Source organism: Bradyrhizobium sp. (genome assembly GCF_049691595.1).
Taxonomy (GTDB): domain Bacteria; phylum Pseudomonadota; class Alphaproteobacteria; order Rhizobiales; family Xanthobacteraceae; genus Bradyrhizobium.
In genome coordinates this window covers 47006-62464 of the sequence record NZ_JBAVNZ010000334.1, presented here as the reverse complement: position 1 = coordinate 62464, position 15459 = coordinate 47006, and the positions used below count along the sequence as shown (strand labels likewise).

Sequence of the window (15459 nt, the reverse complement as noted above, 5' to 3'; positions counted from 1 at the left end):
GGCTAAACCAGTCTTGGTGATTCGCGGGAGTTGAGAGGTTCCGTCAGTCGGCGCGGCCGGCTACGTAATTGACAGGCGAAGAACGATAAGACTGCGACTAAGATGCGATGAAGAATGGCGGGTGCGGCGCGCGAAAGACGAGAACCGGGATGGTGCTGTGTGTCAGCACCTTGACGGCTTCGCTCCCGAGCACGATCGCGGAAATCCCACGCCGGCCATGCGAAGCCATGACAATCAGATCGCACGATTTTCGTGCCGCCGTCTCGATGATGGCCAGATATGGCTGATCGTGCTCGAGGTGCATCGTCTCGCAGCTCACACCGGCTGCCAATGCGGCCTCCATCGCCACGTCGAGATACCTTGCAGCAAGGGTCGCCATGCGCTTCCGGTACTGTTCCGGCGTATCGGTGATCAAGCCCGGCTCAACCACGAACGCGCGGAAGGGCATCGACACGGTCAGTGCCGTGACTTCGGCATTGACCGACTTTGCTAAAGCCATGCCATAATTGATTGCATTCTGTGACAGCTCCGAGCCGTCCGTCGGGATCAGGATGTGCCGATGCATATATCCTCCAGATTCAGTTGGGTCAGAAACGGCTTCGGGGGCAGCTCGGCATACAAGGCGGACGCTCCTGTATTCGAAGAGTAAAGGCACGGCGACTGTTTCGCCTGGCCGTAGTCGGTGGACGCCGTCTAGGCCGCGGGCGGCTGCTTTTCCCCCTCCTTCGGCTTCGGCGGAAACCGCTTGAGCATCTCGATCACCTCCTCATCTGAAACTTGTCGAAAGTCTCCATAATAATAACCAATAGCCCCGAAGAGCTCGTGGTCCTCAAGGCACACAACCTCATCGGCCTCCTCACGCATCGTGACAATGCTTTCGGACGGTGCCACCGGTACGGCAAGAACGAGCTTCTTCGGGTTTCGCATGCGAGTGGCACGCAACGCCGCCCGCATGGTCGCCCCCGTGGCAATGCCGTCATCGATCACAATGACCGTACGGCCGGTGAGGTTCACGCGTTCGCGGCCGCCTAAATATCGCTGTCGCCGCCGCTCGATTTCGGCGAGTTCGCAATCGCAAACGGCCTTGAATTGCATCTCGTCAATGCCCGCACTTTGGATAACATCCTCGTTTCGCACAACGATCGGGGCGCTGCCGTCAACGACCGCACCCATCGCCAATTCGGGTTGCAAAGGCACGCCGATCTTGCGCACGAGGATCAGGTCGAGTGGCGCGTTGAGCGCGGCGGCGACCTCGGCCGCCACGGGCACGCCGCCGCGGGGCAAGGCAAGGATCACCGGATGCTGATCCTTGTAGCTGGAAAGCGCCCGCGCCAGTTTCTGACCCGCCTCCGATCGGTTCTCGAACGGCATTACGATCCCCTGCGCTTGTTTTCAGTCTCGGCAGCCGGTGTCGATTTTGCAGACTCGGATGCCAGGTGCCGCTCGAACCACCGAGCGGCATGGTCGATAACGGCCTCCAGTGCTCCCGATTCGGGAAAGAGATGGCTTGCACCCGGAATGATCTCCAGAGCCTTCGACCCTTGCAGCCGCGCCAGCGCCTGCTCGTTGAGCTCGATGACGCCCACATCGGCACCTCCGACAACAAGGAGAGTCGGTGCCCGAACTCTGTCGAGGGCATCCCCGGCAAGATCCGGACGGCCGCCGCGCGATACCACGGCGCCCACACGACGAGGGAGTTTCGTCGCGGCGACGAGTGCCGCCGCAGCCCCGGTGCTGGCGCCGAACAATCCAAGTGGAAGCTTTGCGAGGGTTGGTTGCCCGTCCAGCCAGTTGACAGCATCCACGAGCCGCGCCGCCAGCAGCGGAATGTCGAAGACGTTGGCCCGATCAACCTCTTCGTCCGGGGTGAGAAGATCAAACAACAGCGTCGCGATGCCCCGAGCATTCAACGCACCGGCAACCGCCATGTTCCGCGGACTTAGCCGACTTGAGCCGCTTCCATGCGCGAAGGCGACAAGCGCATGGGCATCTCGCGGGACATGTAACGTTCCCGCAAGCCCAATCGGGGGGATACTAATATCGCGGGTCTCGTATTTTTCCTGTGCCATCGATGCGAAGTGGTCTGCGGCGGAAGCGCTCGGAAGCAAGCCGGGTCGCAGCCAGTTTGAAATACTGTCCCCGTCGAGGTGCTTCGTTCTTGACTCAGATCAATGAGTGTCGGACGGCGCGCGCAATGATGTTTTTTCTGCCAAGCAGCACCTTGGACCTGAGGAGGACGAAATGAAAGTCAAGGACATCATGCACAAGGGTACAACCTGCGTCGAACCCGGCGCGTCCGTCAGGGAAATCGCGAAACGCATGCGTGACAGCGATGTCGGTGCGATCCCCATCGAGGCAGACGGTCGGCTGGTGGGAATAGTCACCGACCGCGACATTACCTGCCGCGCGCTCGCAGACAGCGACAACCCGGCCAAAATGACCGCCAAGGACGTCATGACAAAGGATGTGCTGTGCTGTTCACCGGATGACGACATCAAGGTCGCAATCGAGACCATGGAAGCGAAACAAATCCGTCGCCTGCCTGTAACGGATAGCCACAAGACCGTGATCGGCATGCTGAGCCTCGGCGACATTTCGCACATGGTCAGCAAAGAGCTTTCAGGTGAAGTGTTACGGGCGGTCTCGCAGCATCATGCCTAGTTGCTGCCTCGCTTCCTTGGCTGGCTCGGACACTTTTTCGAATCGCTCCTTACCAGCGGCGATATTCGTTGTCGGGAAAAGACAGTCTGTCGCCGTCGCAGGCAAAGCGAGCCTCGACGTTATGTCGGCGCCCAATCCGCCAGGGCGCTGCGTCTAGGTTGCGCGCGTCAGCACGCACGATCGGCGATCCGCAATGGATGAAAGATGGCTCGCCGAACATCAACCCTTTCACAGCATGATCCGGATGAGGATGCGTCAGCACAATAGCCGTCGACGCAACTCCATGGAACCGGCTCAGCCAGTCCCCCATAATCAATCATGACGCGCGCCTCGTCGCGCTGAACAAGCGAGCTATGGCATCGGTGCCGACGAGAACGAACCTCGATCTCGCCATGCGTGCCGAGGAACGTCAACTCCAATGTCCCAGCGTTTGATTTCACGTTCATCCATAGGGCGAACTTAAGGAACCCCGATCGATGCCTCGGGTCACCCACAGCAATTGGCCGAGTTCAACCAAAGCCGTGACTCGATCAGCCTGGTCCGGGCAACGTGCGGACGATTTCTTTGAACCGGTCCCATTCCGTCGCCGTCCAGATTTCGGTCTGGGCATGGCCGAATGTCCGAACGAGCGTGGAAACACGCGCCGCGCTCTCGATGTCGTCGGCCATGAAGACATCGAGATAATCGCACGGCCCCAGCACCGCATAGCTGCTCAGCCACTCGACGTCTGGGCATTCCTCCCGAACGCGCTTCATGGCATCGCGCTCGAGTTGTTCAAGCCCTCTCGGCGAGCGCACCGCATCGGGATTCAGTCGCGTCAACATGATGAAGGTCGGCATGGCATTGCCTCCGATATCGGGTAGTCAGAATACCGACCCTCGAAGAGCGGGATTTGACTTCAATCAATTGAGGGGTGATGCGCGGCAACCGTCAGGGTGAATAATTATCCAGGCCAAGATGGCGGATCCGCTGCCTTAGGTGTTTACACAGGTGACGCCGGACCTCTCGGGAATCGGGCCAGCGCAGTTCAGGTTGCGGCAACGTCGATCGAAGGAACGGTCCCGCCCCAATCACATTTTATTGTTGTCGTCGGGCTTCGTGCCCGCTCGCTCTATCACCGCTACCGCATCGGTGGGGCGATCATTTTCTCTCTGACAGAACGCCGAAATTAGACGGGGATTTGGGCACCGTCTAATTGAGAAAGGTCAATCCGTCCGTATCCTCTTGCGGGTTTCGCCGTCACCGGCAAAAACAAGATACATGAATGGACTTGATTGAGATCAAAAGGGCCGCTCAGCCCGTGCGGTCAACTGATGCTACCGTCGTGCCGAGGCAAGATCGGCGAAGCACGGCAGTGAAGCGTCTACGGGCGTAGATCTGCCTACGCGATGAACCAATCTACCGATGAAGCGCGGCGGAGGGACCCGTAGCCATTCTGTCCGAGCACCCCGGAGGAGACTCCGGTTCGACGGGCAGGTGGTGCGGGTCCTGCGCTTTCGGACAGTGCTCGGAGCGCAGCCCGCTTTATTCTGAGGAACTCGGCATCGATCTGGCCAAGCGGAGCGATGCCGAATGTTTTTGCTGGTTTGCAACCAGCCCGCTGTTCCCAGACCACGGCAAAGAACAGCATCGAAGTTTCGTTCGCCACGGCCTGACCAGTCCGCAAAAATTCCTAGAGGCCGGCCGATCGACGTCAAGTGGGCTCCAATATCTCATTCGGCTCACGGTTTCGTTTAGCGGCTTTGAAAGATATTGCGTTCGATGCACCGGATGAAGACCAATGATGATCGTTGCCTTGAACCGTAAGAGATGACAACGCGTAGGCTGAATTTGCAGCCAGCGGACTACACTTGAACCCTGCCGTCGACAACTTCAATGATACGATCGCAGCGACGCGCCAGATCAAGGTTGTGGGTGACCAGCAAAAAGCTGGTGCCACTCTCGCGGTTCGCCTGGCGCATCAATTCAAAGACGCCGTGGGCCGATTTTGAATCAAGGTTCCCGGTCGGTTCATCCGCCAGCACCAGATCCGGGTTCATCGCCAGCGCGCGCGCGATCGCCACCCGCTGCTGCTGGCCGCCCGACATGTTCAGGGCTGGATTGTCGGCAATTTTTTCGAGGCCAACCTGCACCAGAAGGTCACTCGCCCGCTTCTCGATATCGGCACTGGGAAAGCCGCGATCCACCAGCATCGGCATCATCACGTTCTCACGCGCCGTGAAGGCCGAGATCAGAAGATGATACTGGAACACGAAACCGATCGTGTGCCCGCGCAAATGAGTGATTTCCGCATCTCCGAGGGTGCCGGTGTCCTGGCCCTTGATCGTGAGCCGGCCGGAAGTCGGCCGGTCGAGAAGCCCCACGATATTGAGAAGCGTGCTCTTGCCGGAACCGGACGGTCCCATCAGCGCCAGAAATTCGCCGTGCTCCAGCCTCAGGTCGATGTCATGCAGCACCTCGATCTCGGACGGCTGCCCGATATTGTAGGCCTTGCAAACTTTTTCCAATCGCAGGATTTCCTCAGCCACGGATCGCTACCACCGGATCGAGTTTAGCCGCTCGCACCGCCGGCGCGGTAGCCGCGAGCAATCCCGTCAATGTCGCCAGCAGCGCGGTTAAGATGAACAATTTCCGCTCCAGGATCAGCGGGAACAATTCCGATCCATCGGGTTGCCGAGCCACCGAATGCCAGTAAATCAAAGCGAATGCCCCCATGGCGGCGCCGAACAGCGAGCCGACGAAGCCGAGCAAGCCGCCCTGCAGCAGGAACACCCGTAAAATCTGGCCGCGCGATGTGCCCATGGCGCGCAGAATGCCGATGTCCTTCGATCGCTGGATCACCGAGACGATCAGCACGGCGGCGATGCCGAACGCCACCGACAGTGCGACGAACAGCCTGATCAAGGTATTGGAGGTTTCCTGCGCCCGAACCGCGGTGAAGAACTGCGCGTTGGTCTTGATCCAGCTATCGGCTTCGACGGCGTTGGCCGCCTGAATGCGCTTGGCAATTTCCTCCGCGGCGTAGATATCCGCAACCGTCATGTCGATGGTGGTAACGCCGCCGATCATGCCAAGCAGCGACTGTGCGGTACGCAACGCCACGTATGTATTGCGCAGGTTGGCGCCCTTGCTGCCGAGATCGACCAGGCCTGAAATCGTCAGCACGCGGTTGGCGCCGGAAGCCGCCCGGATGTTCAGCTTGTCGCCGACGGTGGCGCCGAGATCCTTGGCGAGTTCGAGGCCGATAATAATGTCCTCGCTGGATAGTCGAGGCTCGCCCGCGACAATATAATCCGGAACCCTGACGATCCTGAAGTACGAGTCCGGCTCGATGCCGGAAAGATTGATCGCACGGCTGGCGTCGCCCCGCACCGCGAGCGCGGAGCCGAGGATGGTGGGAGAAACCGCGGTCACTTCAGGCATGGCCAGCATCTGATTGCGAATCTTCGGCCATTGGTCGATCGAGATCACCCGCTGGCTCGGGCGTTGCACGGTCGCATCCTCGAATTCGCCCACGCCATTGTGCAGCGGGCGCGCGACCTGATCGGGCGCCAGCAACTGGATTTGCGGCTGCGAGGTGAGAACGCGCCTGATGAAATTCGCTTCCAGCCCGGCCAGCATCGCCGACATGAAGACAATGACGCCGACGCCGATCGCGATGCCGCCGATGATGAACAGGGTCTGCAGCCGGCCCTCCCGCAGAAACCGCACTGCCGTGATCCATTCGAACGGCAGCCATCGGTTCATGGCACTACGGCTCGCACGCTCTGGCCCATGAGCACCCCGGAATTCAGGGGAATCGCGACCTCGCCCTCGGCCATCCCCTCCAGAATTTCGAGCTGGGTATTGCCGCGCAACCCGAGCCGGAGCGGCCGCTTGACGGCGCGGCCATCCCTGATGCCGAGCACCCAAGGCTGGCCGGACAGCACGTCATGCACGGAGCGGATCGGAAGTACCAGCGTATTGTCTTTCGCGGCGATCTCGATATCGACCGAGACGGTCATGTCCTGCCGCAGATAGTCCGGCGGATCGGCCACCGCGAGTTTTACCTCGACGGAGGCGCGGGTGATGTCGATCCCCGGATTGATGTAGGAGACGACCGCGCCGAATCTCTGATCCGGATAGGCATCCGCCGAAGCCAATGCCTTCTGACCCAGCGATATTTTTCCGAGATTGCGCTCGTCGATCTGCAGCACCAGTTGAACTTCGCCTGAAGGCGCGAGCACCAGGAGCGCCTTGCCCGGCTGCACCACCGCGCCACGCTCGACATTGCGCGTGATCAGCACACCGTTACGCGGCGCCGAGATGGTGGCATAGCTGAGGCGCGACTCCGTGGTTTCGAGATTGGCATGCGCCTGATTAAGCAGGGTCTGCGCCATCACGTAATCGCTACCGCCAGGGCTTGCGGTGTAGACCTGAAATGCCGCTGTTCGCACCTGGGTTCGCGCGACGTCGAGAACCTTCTGCGCATCGTCAAGCGCGGCGCGCGTGGCATAGCCGTTCTTCGCCAGTTGCGACGTACGGTCGAAAGTCTGCTGGGCGTTCAGCAGGTTTGCCTGTGCCTGCGTCAGCGCCTCGCGCGCCGAGGGCAGCGTCAGTTCATCAAGTTGCCGCATTCGCGCTTCGGCCTGGGCAACCGCCCCCTGTGCTTGCACTACGGCTGCTTTCAGTTCGCGCGCCTCCAGCGATATTAAAGGTTGGGCCTTGTGGACCCGCTCGCCCTCCTGAACCAGCACGTCATTGACCGTGCCGGTGATCTGGCTTCCGATCTCGACCCGGAAAGGTGTCTCCACATGGCCGCTAGCGACGACGGTCTCCACCAGATTGCCGCGCCTGACCTGATCGACGACGACGGCAGGGCCCCATATCAGCCGCACGCCCTGCCAAACGCCGACGCCCAGAGCGAGAAAGACGGCGAAGATGAACCATTTGTGCGACCAGGCAGATTTCAGAAACCTGAATTCTGACGACAATCGGCGGTCCACAGAAGGCCCAACGGAACTATCCATCATTTCCCTTGCGGCACTGTTCGACCGAGCGAGCGATAGGCCCGCCCACCTGGAAATTGGCCACGTTGCCCTTCCGCATGGCCAGTGACAGCTTTGCCGAGTTTTTCGATCACGCCGATGGGCCCGTGCCCGATCGTCAAACCTTTGCGGACGGGATATTTACCCTTCACAATATTCACATCAGTTCCATATATCGTGATGGCCGTTACGCGCACCAGTGCGTCGAGTGGTCCAACGTGTGGAATCGGCTTATCTTCGAGGACGATCCGTCCAGGCTCGACGAAAATTGCAGCTCTCATCTTGCTCATCAGTTCGTCTCCAAAGCCTATCAGGAGTATCCTCGACGGTGAACAGACGAGCCGCATTGATCTCACGCAATCTGAGCTGCGGCATCAGAGGCCGCCGTCGAGCGGTATTCAGACGTGAATCCGCTCCGCGATATGCGTCACGATTGAGCTGCATCAACGATCATCAACTGTAATTATATCATTTTGTGACGGCTTGAGCGAGGTACAATGACCGAATTGTACAATGACCGAATATTGATGCGAGCGGTCACACCGCAAAGCTTTTTGCCGCCTCGCGCACACGGGATTTTCATTCGCTCTTCATTGCAGCATGGTTGCTGCCGGGCACGACCAAACGTCCCTCAATGAGACATCAGGCAGCAGATCGGACTTGAAGTCAGCAGATCGTGGGTGATTCCACCGAATATCCATTCGTTAAGCCGACTATGGCCGTATGCCCCGGTCACAAGCAGGTCGGCCCCCTCGTCCTCGGCTAACTGGATGATCTGATCGGCACCTGACCCCAGCAGCTGCGTTTCGACACGACCTTCGGCCATTACTCTGTGTCGCGCCAAGTAGAGCACGACATCATCGACGTGATGACGCGCTGCTTCCTTTTGATCATTCTCGCAGATTTCGATGACCGTTACGCGCTTCGCCTGGTGCAGGAATGGGAGCGCGTCCCAAATCGCGCGCCGTGCCTCGCGCGTATCCCTCCACCCGACGACGACGTGGTCAGCAGTAAGCGATTTCACTGCCCCAGGCACCACGAGGACGGGGCGCCCTGCTCCGAGAATTGCCGCCCCGCAATCAGGGACCTTGTAAAAATCTATCGAACGTCTATTTCTTTCGATCACGACTAAATCGGCACATCGCGCTTCAGTGATCAGAGTATCTGTGGGGATTTCGAGCGCCGATCGCCACTCAGTCTGACGGCCGGCTCCCGCGGCTGAACGGAAGTTGTCTCCGGCCTCAGCGAGTTTTGTCTTCATCTGCGCGATCTGGAATTCCGATGCATTGTCGACGATCACCACACCCTCCGCCACGAACGGCGGCACGATCGCAAGCGCCGATACCCCGATCAGCTTTGCCGAGAATTTGTCAGCGAGGCCTGCGGCGACGCTGACAAGCTGTTTCGAGACGTGGTCGACATTCACATAGACCATTAGCATTGCATAGGACATGGCGGCTTCCCGGCGTGCGGTGACGGAGTATTAAGCCCACGTGATGCAGGGAAACCTTTGACTTGCGTCAAGGTTCTTGCCGGCTTGAACTTGTGGCCGGCAGTTTCAACGACACGCGATGCGCGTTTGCTGCTGACGGACGGCAGCAGCTTTGGAAATTGCCGCTTGCGATCGGTCGCGATACCTAACCGTGGGCCTCTCAGATCGAGGCAATGCTCCCGTCGGTAGCCTGCAAATTACGACTCCATGTGGTGGCGGTGTGCGTAAGGGGCAAGCGTGCACCGAAGGGCGGCACCCGCGGCCTTGATGCAGATCAGACGCAAGAAAGGCGATCCGATGGACAATGCGATACTGAGACCCAAGAATGCCGGCCCGAAGCCTGTTTGATGGCGTTCCGGCCGGTCAGAGGTCCTGGATGAACGAACCTATGGCCGATATTTCCCACCACATCTGGGAGACCAAGTACCGGTACGCGCACGAGCGCACGATCACCGATAGCTGGCGTCGGATTGCCTGCGCGCTCGCGGCCGTCGAGTCCAGCGATCCCATCGGTTGGGAAGCCCGGTTTTTCCGCGTCCTGCAAGACTTCAAGTTTCTGCCTGGCGGCCGCATTCAGGCCGGCGCCGGAACGACGCGAAACGTCACACTCTTCAATTGCTTCGTGATGGGACCGATCGAAGACTCGATCCCCGGCATTTTTAAAGCCTTGCAGCAGGGCGCAGTCACGATGCAGCAGGGCGGCGGCATTGGACTGGATTTCTCGACCCTGCGGCCCCGTGGCACACTGGCGAAGAGCGCCGGAACCGTTGCCTCCGGTCCGGTATCCTTTATGCAGGTCTGGGAAGCCATGTGCGGGACCATCCTGTCGACCGGCGCCCGACGCGGCGCCATGATGGCGACGCTGCGCTGCGATCATCCCGACATCGAAGAGTTCGTCGCTGCCAAGCAACAGCCGGGACAGTTGCGCCGGTTCAACCTGTCGATCCAGGTGACGGATGCGTTCATGGCAGCCGTGCGCAGCCATGCCGAATGGCCATTGGTGTTTCCTGCCGCAGCATTCGACGGAGATGGCGAGACCGTCTTGCGCGAATGGCCGGGCCAAGCTCGGGCGGTGCCCTGCCGTGTCATCCGGGGTGTCCGTGCGCGACAACTTTGGGATCGCATTCTGCAGGCCACATATGATTATTCGGAGCCCGGCGTGCTTTTCATCGACCGTATCAATCAGCTCAACAATCTCTGGTATTGCGAGCGGATCACTGCCACAAATCCCTGTGGTGAAATCCCGCTGCCCGCATATGGGGCCTGCGATCTCGGCTCACTGAACCTGACATGCTTTGTGCGGTCGCCATTCACGCAAGAAGCCCGTATCGATTTTGAAAGCATCGCGGAGACTGCGCAGATCGCTGTGCGGCTGCTCGATAACGTCATCGATGCATCGCGATTTCCGCTTCCCGAGCAGGCCGAGAATGCGCATCATTCGCGGCGCATCGGCCTCGGCATTACCGGGCTCGCCGATGTCTTCGTCATGCTTGGCCTCACTTACGGCAGCGATCGCTCGCTCTCATTGGCTGCCGACATCATGCGTTGCATCTGTCATGCGGCTTACCGCGCGTCCGTTGCGCTTGCGAAAGAAAAGACAAGATTCCCCTATTTCGAACCCGACAAGTATTTGCAGAGCCCCTTCATTCGGAACCTGCCACAGGACATCCAACAAGGGATCTCCGCACATGGCATCCGCAACAGTCATTTGATTGCGATTGCGCCGACCGGCACGATCAGCCTGCTTGGCGGCAATGTGTCCAGTGGACTCGAGCCGATCTTTGCCGCCTCCTACAATCGCAAGGTGCTCGTCGAGAACGGAACGGCAAAGGACTTCGTGCTCACCGACTATGCACTTCGCCGGTGGCGCGAGAAGAGCGCCCAGGCCAAAGGACTGCCCGGCGGCTTCATCACCGCCTCAGAGCTTTCCGTTCGCGCTCACATCGCCATGCAGGCGGCGCTGCAGCCATTCGTCGACAACTCGATTTCGAAGACCATCAACGTCCCGCCAGATTGTCCTTTCAGTGAGTTCAAGCAGATTTATGATCTCGCGTATGATCAGGGCCTGAAGGGCTGCACGACCTTTCGCCCCAACCCGACTACAGGGACAGTGTTGAGCGAAGGAGCAGCTGGCGTCGAGGCTCCGCACTGTTGTGTTCTCGAACGGGAAGCAGATTGATGGAACGGAGCGATGTCGGAACGACTTAATGGCTCAGATCCGCCTGTCAAAGTTACCGGGCAAGATTTACACGAACGCGATTTGATCATGGTCGTGGCCGCACTTGTGCACGAACTGCATCCTCAACGCTTCAGATACATCGAGATCGGTCCGTCGAGCCGCATCGAGCGCGATCTGGGGATCGACAGCCTGGGTCGCACCGAACTCATCTTGCGAATTGAGCGCGCGTTCCGCGTGCGGCTGCCTGCTCAGACCATTGGCGAGGCTGAAACAATTCATGATCTTGTGCAGGCGCTGGAAAAGGCCAAACCGACACGAGAACGAATTGCTCTCGAAACGTGGCAGGCTCCTGCTCTACCCTCCGTGCCGGCAGCAAGCGAAGCGCGGACCCTGGTCGAGGTTCTGGAATGGCATGCGGCCCGTCACCCCGACCGACTGCATCTGACCGTATTGCAGGATGAGGCGACGATTCTCGGCATGCTAGCCTACGGCGAACTCGCCACCAAAGCACGCAACGTGGCGCGTGGCTTGATCGCTCGAGATATTGTCCCTGGGGATCGCGTGGCCTTGATGCTGCCAACCAGCATCGATTTTTTCATTGCCTTCTTCGGCATTCTTTATGCCGGCGCCATTCCGGTGCCGATTTACCCTCCGATGCGACTTTCACAGATCGAGGAACATCTGCGCCGCCAGGCCGGCATCTTGCGCAACGCCGGTGCCCGGCTCCTGATCACGACGCCCGAGGGCCGGCGGCTTGCTGGACTGCTGCGCGCGCTGGTGGAGACGCTGAGCGCAGCCGAGAGCGTCGAGACCCTGGAAAGCCGCACGGAGCCCAGCGGGCTGCCGCAGGTTACGGACCCCGATGCGATCGCGCTCATCCAGTACACATCCGGCAGCACCGGAGATCCGAAAGGGGTGCTGCTCAGCCATGCCAACCTGCTTGCCAACATCCGGGCGATGGGTGGAGTGATGGAAGCGAGCTCGGCTGACATATTTGTCAGCTGGCTGCCACTCTATCACGACATGGGTCTAATCGGCGCATGGCTCGGATGCCTCTACTTTGCCGCGCCGCTCTATGCCATGTCGCCATTGAGCTTTCTGGTGCGGCCAGAAAGCTGGCTATGGGCGATCCATCGCTTCCGTGCCACCTTTTCCGCGTCACCAAACTTCGGATTTGAGCTATGCCTCAACAAAATAGCCGATGCGGAGCTCGAAGGATTGGATCTTGGTTCCTTGCGCATGGTTGCCAACGGCGCCGAGCCCGTCAGCGTTCAGACATTACGTCGGTTCATCGACCGATTTGGCCGCTATGGCTTCCCCGCAGGAGCCATGGCGCCGGTCTATGGTCTTGCCGAGAGCTCGGTCGGACTTGCCTTCCCGCCGCTTGGCCGACCACCGGTCATCGATCGCGTCGACCGCGATCAGCTCAGCCTGCACGGGCGGGCTGCGCCGGCAAAGCCGGATGACCCAAAACCGCTCGAGGTCGTGGCATGCGGCCAGCCTCTGCCCGGACACGAGATCCGCATCGTCGATGAGGCCGGCTACGAGCTCGGCGAACGGCAGGAAGGAAGGCTCGAATTTCGCGGACCTTCCGTGACGCGCGGCTATTTCCACAACGAAGTCAAGACCCGCGAGCTCATTCACGACGGCTGGATCGACAGCGCCGACCGCGCCTACATGGCCGGAGGCGACGTCTACATCACCGGCCGTATCAAGGACATCATCATTCGCGCGGGCCGCCATCTATACCCCCAGGAGATCGAAGAGGCCGTGGCCGGCATTGCCGGAATCCGCAAGGGCGGAGTCGCGGTCTTTGGCGCCGCCGATCGGGCCTCTGGCACCGAGCGCGTCGTTGTTCTCGCCGAGACGCGCGAGACCGCCCCGGCAACGCGCGCAGCATTGCAGGCCCGCGTGCAGGAGGTCACGACTGACATCGCCGGAACGCCACCGGACGAAGTCGTGCTCGCGCCACCCAGCACTGTTCCAAAGACATCAAGCGGCAAGATCCGCCGCAGCGCGGCCAAGGAACTCTACGCGAGTGGTCACGTCGGCTCCACGCGACGTCCGCTGCGGTGGCAGCTCCTGCGGCTGGCGCTTTCCGGGATCGGTCCGCAGATCAGGCGATCGGGGCGATTGGCGCGTGAGCTGCTCTACGCGGCTTGGTGGTGGTCAGTCCTTGCCGGTGCTTTTTTGTTGGGATCACTTGCTATACTCGCTTTGCCGCGCATGACTTGGCGATGGTCCGCTCTCCGGTGGATTGGCCGCGGCGCACTGGCAGCAATGGGGGTTTCGGTCTCAATCATCGGCATCGACCGCGTTCCAAGCCGAAGAGCGATGCTTGCGTTCAATCACTCAAGTTATATGGACGCGCTCGTATTGGCGGCGGTGCTGCCTGGAGAACCTGCAATCGTAGCCAAGAAGGAATTATCCGGACAGCTCATAGCAGGCCCGCTGCTGCGGCGGCTGGGTATGCCGTTTGTTGAACGCTATGACGTGTCTGGCAGTCTCACAGATGCCGAAGCGTTGATTGCGTTAGCGCGCCAGGGTCGCGTTCTGGTCTTCTTCCCGGAAGGCACATTCACCCGCCGGGTGGGCCTGTCCGGATTTTATCTAGGTGCGTTCAAGGTAGCTGCCGAGGCAAACCTTCCGGTCCTGCCGGGCACCATTCGCGGGACGCGATCCCTGCTGCGTAGCGATCAATGGTTTCCCCGACGTACCGCTGTCACCGTGGAAATCGGCGAACCTGTTATGCCATCAGGTACGGATTTCGGCTCGGTGTTGCGACTGCGGGACGAGGTGCGCAGGAGCGTATTGTCCCGTTGCGGCGAACCCGACTTGGGAGAATTGATTAAGCCTGCCGCGACAGTGGCGTGAACCCGTTGCTGAGTGGAATTCGTAACGGCGCGAAGGCCATGACCTCATTCTCGATACGCTCCTCCTCGCCGGCGTAACGCGGGGAGAAGTGAGAGGGCACAGCCCAGCGCACTCCCGCACGCAACCTTGATCCGGATCAATCGAGCCAGACCACGATTGAGACAGTCTTGCCGATCTGGAGGCAGCTAATGCAGCTTGGCTCAAGTGCCTTTTCTGGCGGTTCAGCGATCCCGCGCCGTTTCACCTGCGATGGAGAAGACCTATCCCCACCCCTTGATTGGGAAGCGGCACCATCGACGACCCGCAGCTTTGTCCTGCTCTGTGACGACCCGGATGCGCCCGCCGGCAAATGGCATCATTGGGCCGCTTACGACATTGATGCTGACCAAACGGGACTTGCCGAAGGCGCCGGCGATGACAGCGGCACCGCGCGATTCAAGCAGGCCATCAACGACTTTCGCCGGGTGGGCTACGGCGGTCCCTGCCCGCCCCGCGATCATGGTCGGCATCGTTATCAGTTTCGTCTGCTGGCGCTTTCGGTCGACCACCTATCGCTCGGCGCCAGGCCCTCCTGCCGCGAGGTCGAGCGAGAAGCACGTAAGCATGTTATCGCTGAAGCGACCCTCGTCGGGATCTATCAGCGATAAGTTCTGGCATTCAGTTCCTCACGTTATCCCGGTTGAGCGAAGCTATGGGCATTCAAAATTTGGTTTGAGCTAGATCAGTGCGGAGCCCCGTCGGCACATCAGAATAAACTTGAAAGTCAGGACAATCTCATGCGGCATATTATGGTGGCCACTGACGGATCCAGCGGGGCAGATCGCGCGGTTGACGTGGCGGCGGAACTCGCCAGAGCGTTATCGGGCGATCTGCTGATCGTGACGGTTGCGGATAGCCTGGCATTTGAGGAAGCGCAGCAGCTGGCGCGAACCGAAGGAAGCATTGGCGACGTGCTGGAAGCATTGACAACTCAGACGCTGAAGGCGGCCGAAGCGCGCGCTCGCCACCTTGGCGTATCGCAGATCGAATTGCGGGTAGGCTGGGGTGACGTCACCCGATCATTGATCGATATCGCCAGCGGTGGCCCGGTCGAGATGATCGTCGTAGGCCGGCGCGGTCGCGGCCAATTGGCCGCCCTGCTGCTTGGCAGTGTGTCCCAGAAGCTTGTCAGCCTCGCTCCCCGCGCCGTCGTCGTCGTTCCCTGATACATGATCCATCCGCTCAAC

General features: G+C 60.1%; 13 protein-coding genes and 1 pseudogene. 5 read left to right on the top strand and 9 right to left on the bottom strand.

Annotated features, from left to right (window positions below; translation table 11 throughout):
* Nucleotides 1-97: 97 nt before the first annotated feature.
* From WCE35_RS15000 to WCE35_RS14990, 3 genes are all read right to left on the bottom strand, one after another.
* Nucleotides 98-565, bottom strand: coding sequence for a universal stress protein (locus WCE35_RS15000; protein WP_424594126.1), 468 nt, complete (start codon nucleotides 563-565; stop codon nucleotides 98-100).
* Between the two features lie 128 nt (nucleotides 566-693).
* On the bottom strand, nucleotides 694-1371 hold the full coding sequence (locus WCE35_RS14995) for a phosphoribosyltransferase (protein WP_424594125.1): 678 nt from the start codon (nucleotides 1369-1371) through the stop codon (nucleotides 694-696).
* Nucleotides 1371-1928, bottom strand: a complete 558-nt coding sequence (locus WCE35_RS14990; RefSeq protein WP_424594124.1) for a dienelactone hydrolase family protein — start codon at nucleotides 1926-1928, stop codon at nucleotides 1371-1373. Before WCE35_RS14990 ends, WCE35_RS14995 begins: the two co-directional genes overlap by 1 nt.
* Before the next feature lie 313 nt (nucleotides 1929-2241).
* Here WCE35_RS14990 and WCE35_RS14985 point away from each other — a divergent pair, with 313 nt between their 5' ends.
* Entirely contained in the window at nucleotides 2242-2661 is a 420-nt protein-coding gene (locus WCE35_RS14985) for a CBS domain-containing protein (protein ID WP_424594123.1), read from the top strand.
* 530 nt (nucleotides 2662-3191) lie between these two features.
* Here WCE35_RS14985 and WCE35_RS14980 read toward each other — a convergent pair.
* From WCE35_RS14980 to WCE35_RS14955, 6 genes and pseudogenes are all read right to left on the bottom strand, one after another.
* Entirely contained in the window at nucleotides 3192-3500 is a 309-nt protein-coding gene (locus WCE35_RS14980; RefSeq protein WP_424594122.1) for a GYD domain-containing protein, read from the bottom strand.
* A 1005-nt stretch (nucleotides 3501-4505) separates the two neighbouring features.
* Complete coding sequence (locus WCE35_RS14975; protein WP_424594121.1) at nucleotides 4506-5189, bottom strand: ABC transporter ATP-binding protein; 684 nt, start codon at nucleotides 5187-5189, stop codon at nucleotides 4506-4508.
* Complete coding sequence (locus WCE35_RS14970) at nucleotides 5182-6408, bottom strand: ABC transporter permease (RefSeq protein WP_424594120.1); 1227 nt, start codon at nucleotides 6406-6408, stop codon at nucleotides 5182-5184. Before WCE35_RS14970 ends, WCE35_RS14975 begins: the two co-directional genes overlap by 8 nt.
* Nucleotides 6405-7673 (bottom strand): efflux RND transporter periplasmic adaptor subunit, encoded by a 1269-nt coding sequence (locus WCE35_RS14965; RefSeq protein WP_424594119.1) that lies wholly within the window; start codon nucleotides 7671-7673, stop codon nucleotides 6405-6407. Before WCE35_RS14965 ends, WCE35_RS14970 begins: the two co-directional genes overlap by 4 nt.
* A 59-nt stretch (nucleotides 7674-7732) precedes the next feature.
* Nucleotides 7733-7978: pseudogene (locus WCE35_RS14960) on the bottom strand (alcohol dehydrogenase catalytic domain-containing protein); the annotation flags it as partial.
* A 341-nt stretch (nucleotides 7979-8319) separates the two neighbouring features.
* Nucleotides 8320-9141, bottom strand: a complete 822-nt coding sequence (locus WCE35_RS14955; protein WP_424594118.1) for a universal stress protein — start codon at nucleotides 9139-9141, stop codon at nucleotides 8320-8322.
* Nucleotides 9142-9568: 427 nt separating this feature from the next.
* Between WCE35_RS14955 and WCE35_RS14950 the strand changes: the two genes are divergently transcribed.
* The 4 genes from WCE35_RS14950 (at nucleotide 9569) to WCE35_RS14935 (ending at nucleotide 15438) form a co-directional block, all read left to right on the top strand.
* Nucleotides 9569-11359, top strand: coding sequence for an adenosylcobalamin-dependent ribonucleoside-diphosphate reductase (locus WCE35_RS14950; protein WP_424594117.1), 1791 nt, complete (start codon nucleotides 9569-9571; stop codon nucleotides 11357-11359).
* A 12-nt stretch (nucleotides 11360-11371) separates the two neighbouring features.
* On the top strand, nucleotides 11372-14233 hold the full coding sequence (locus tag WCE35_RS14945) for an AMP-binding protein (protein WP_424594116.1): 2862 nt from the start codon (nucleotides 11372-11374) through the stop codon (nucleotides 14231-14233).
* Nucleotides 14234-14421: 188 nt separating this feature from the next.
* Complete coding sequence (locus WCE35_RS14940) at nucleotides 14422-14880, top strand: YbhB/YbcL family Raf kinase inhibitor-like protein (RefSeq protein ID WP_424594115.1); 459 nt, start codon at nucleotides 14422-14424, stop codon at nucleotides 14878-14880.
* A 129-nt stretch (nucleotides 14881-15009) separates the two neighbouring features.
* Complete coding sequence (locus WCE35_RS14935) at nucleotides 15010-15438, top strand: universal stress protein (RefSeq protein ID WP_424594114.1); 429 nt, start codon at nucleotides 15010-15012, stop codon at nucleotides 15436-15438.
* The last annotated feature ends 21 nt before the right edge of the window (nucleotides 15439-15459 follow it).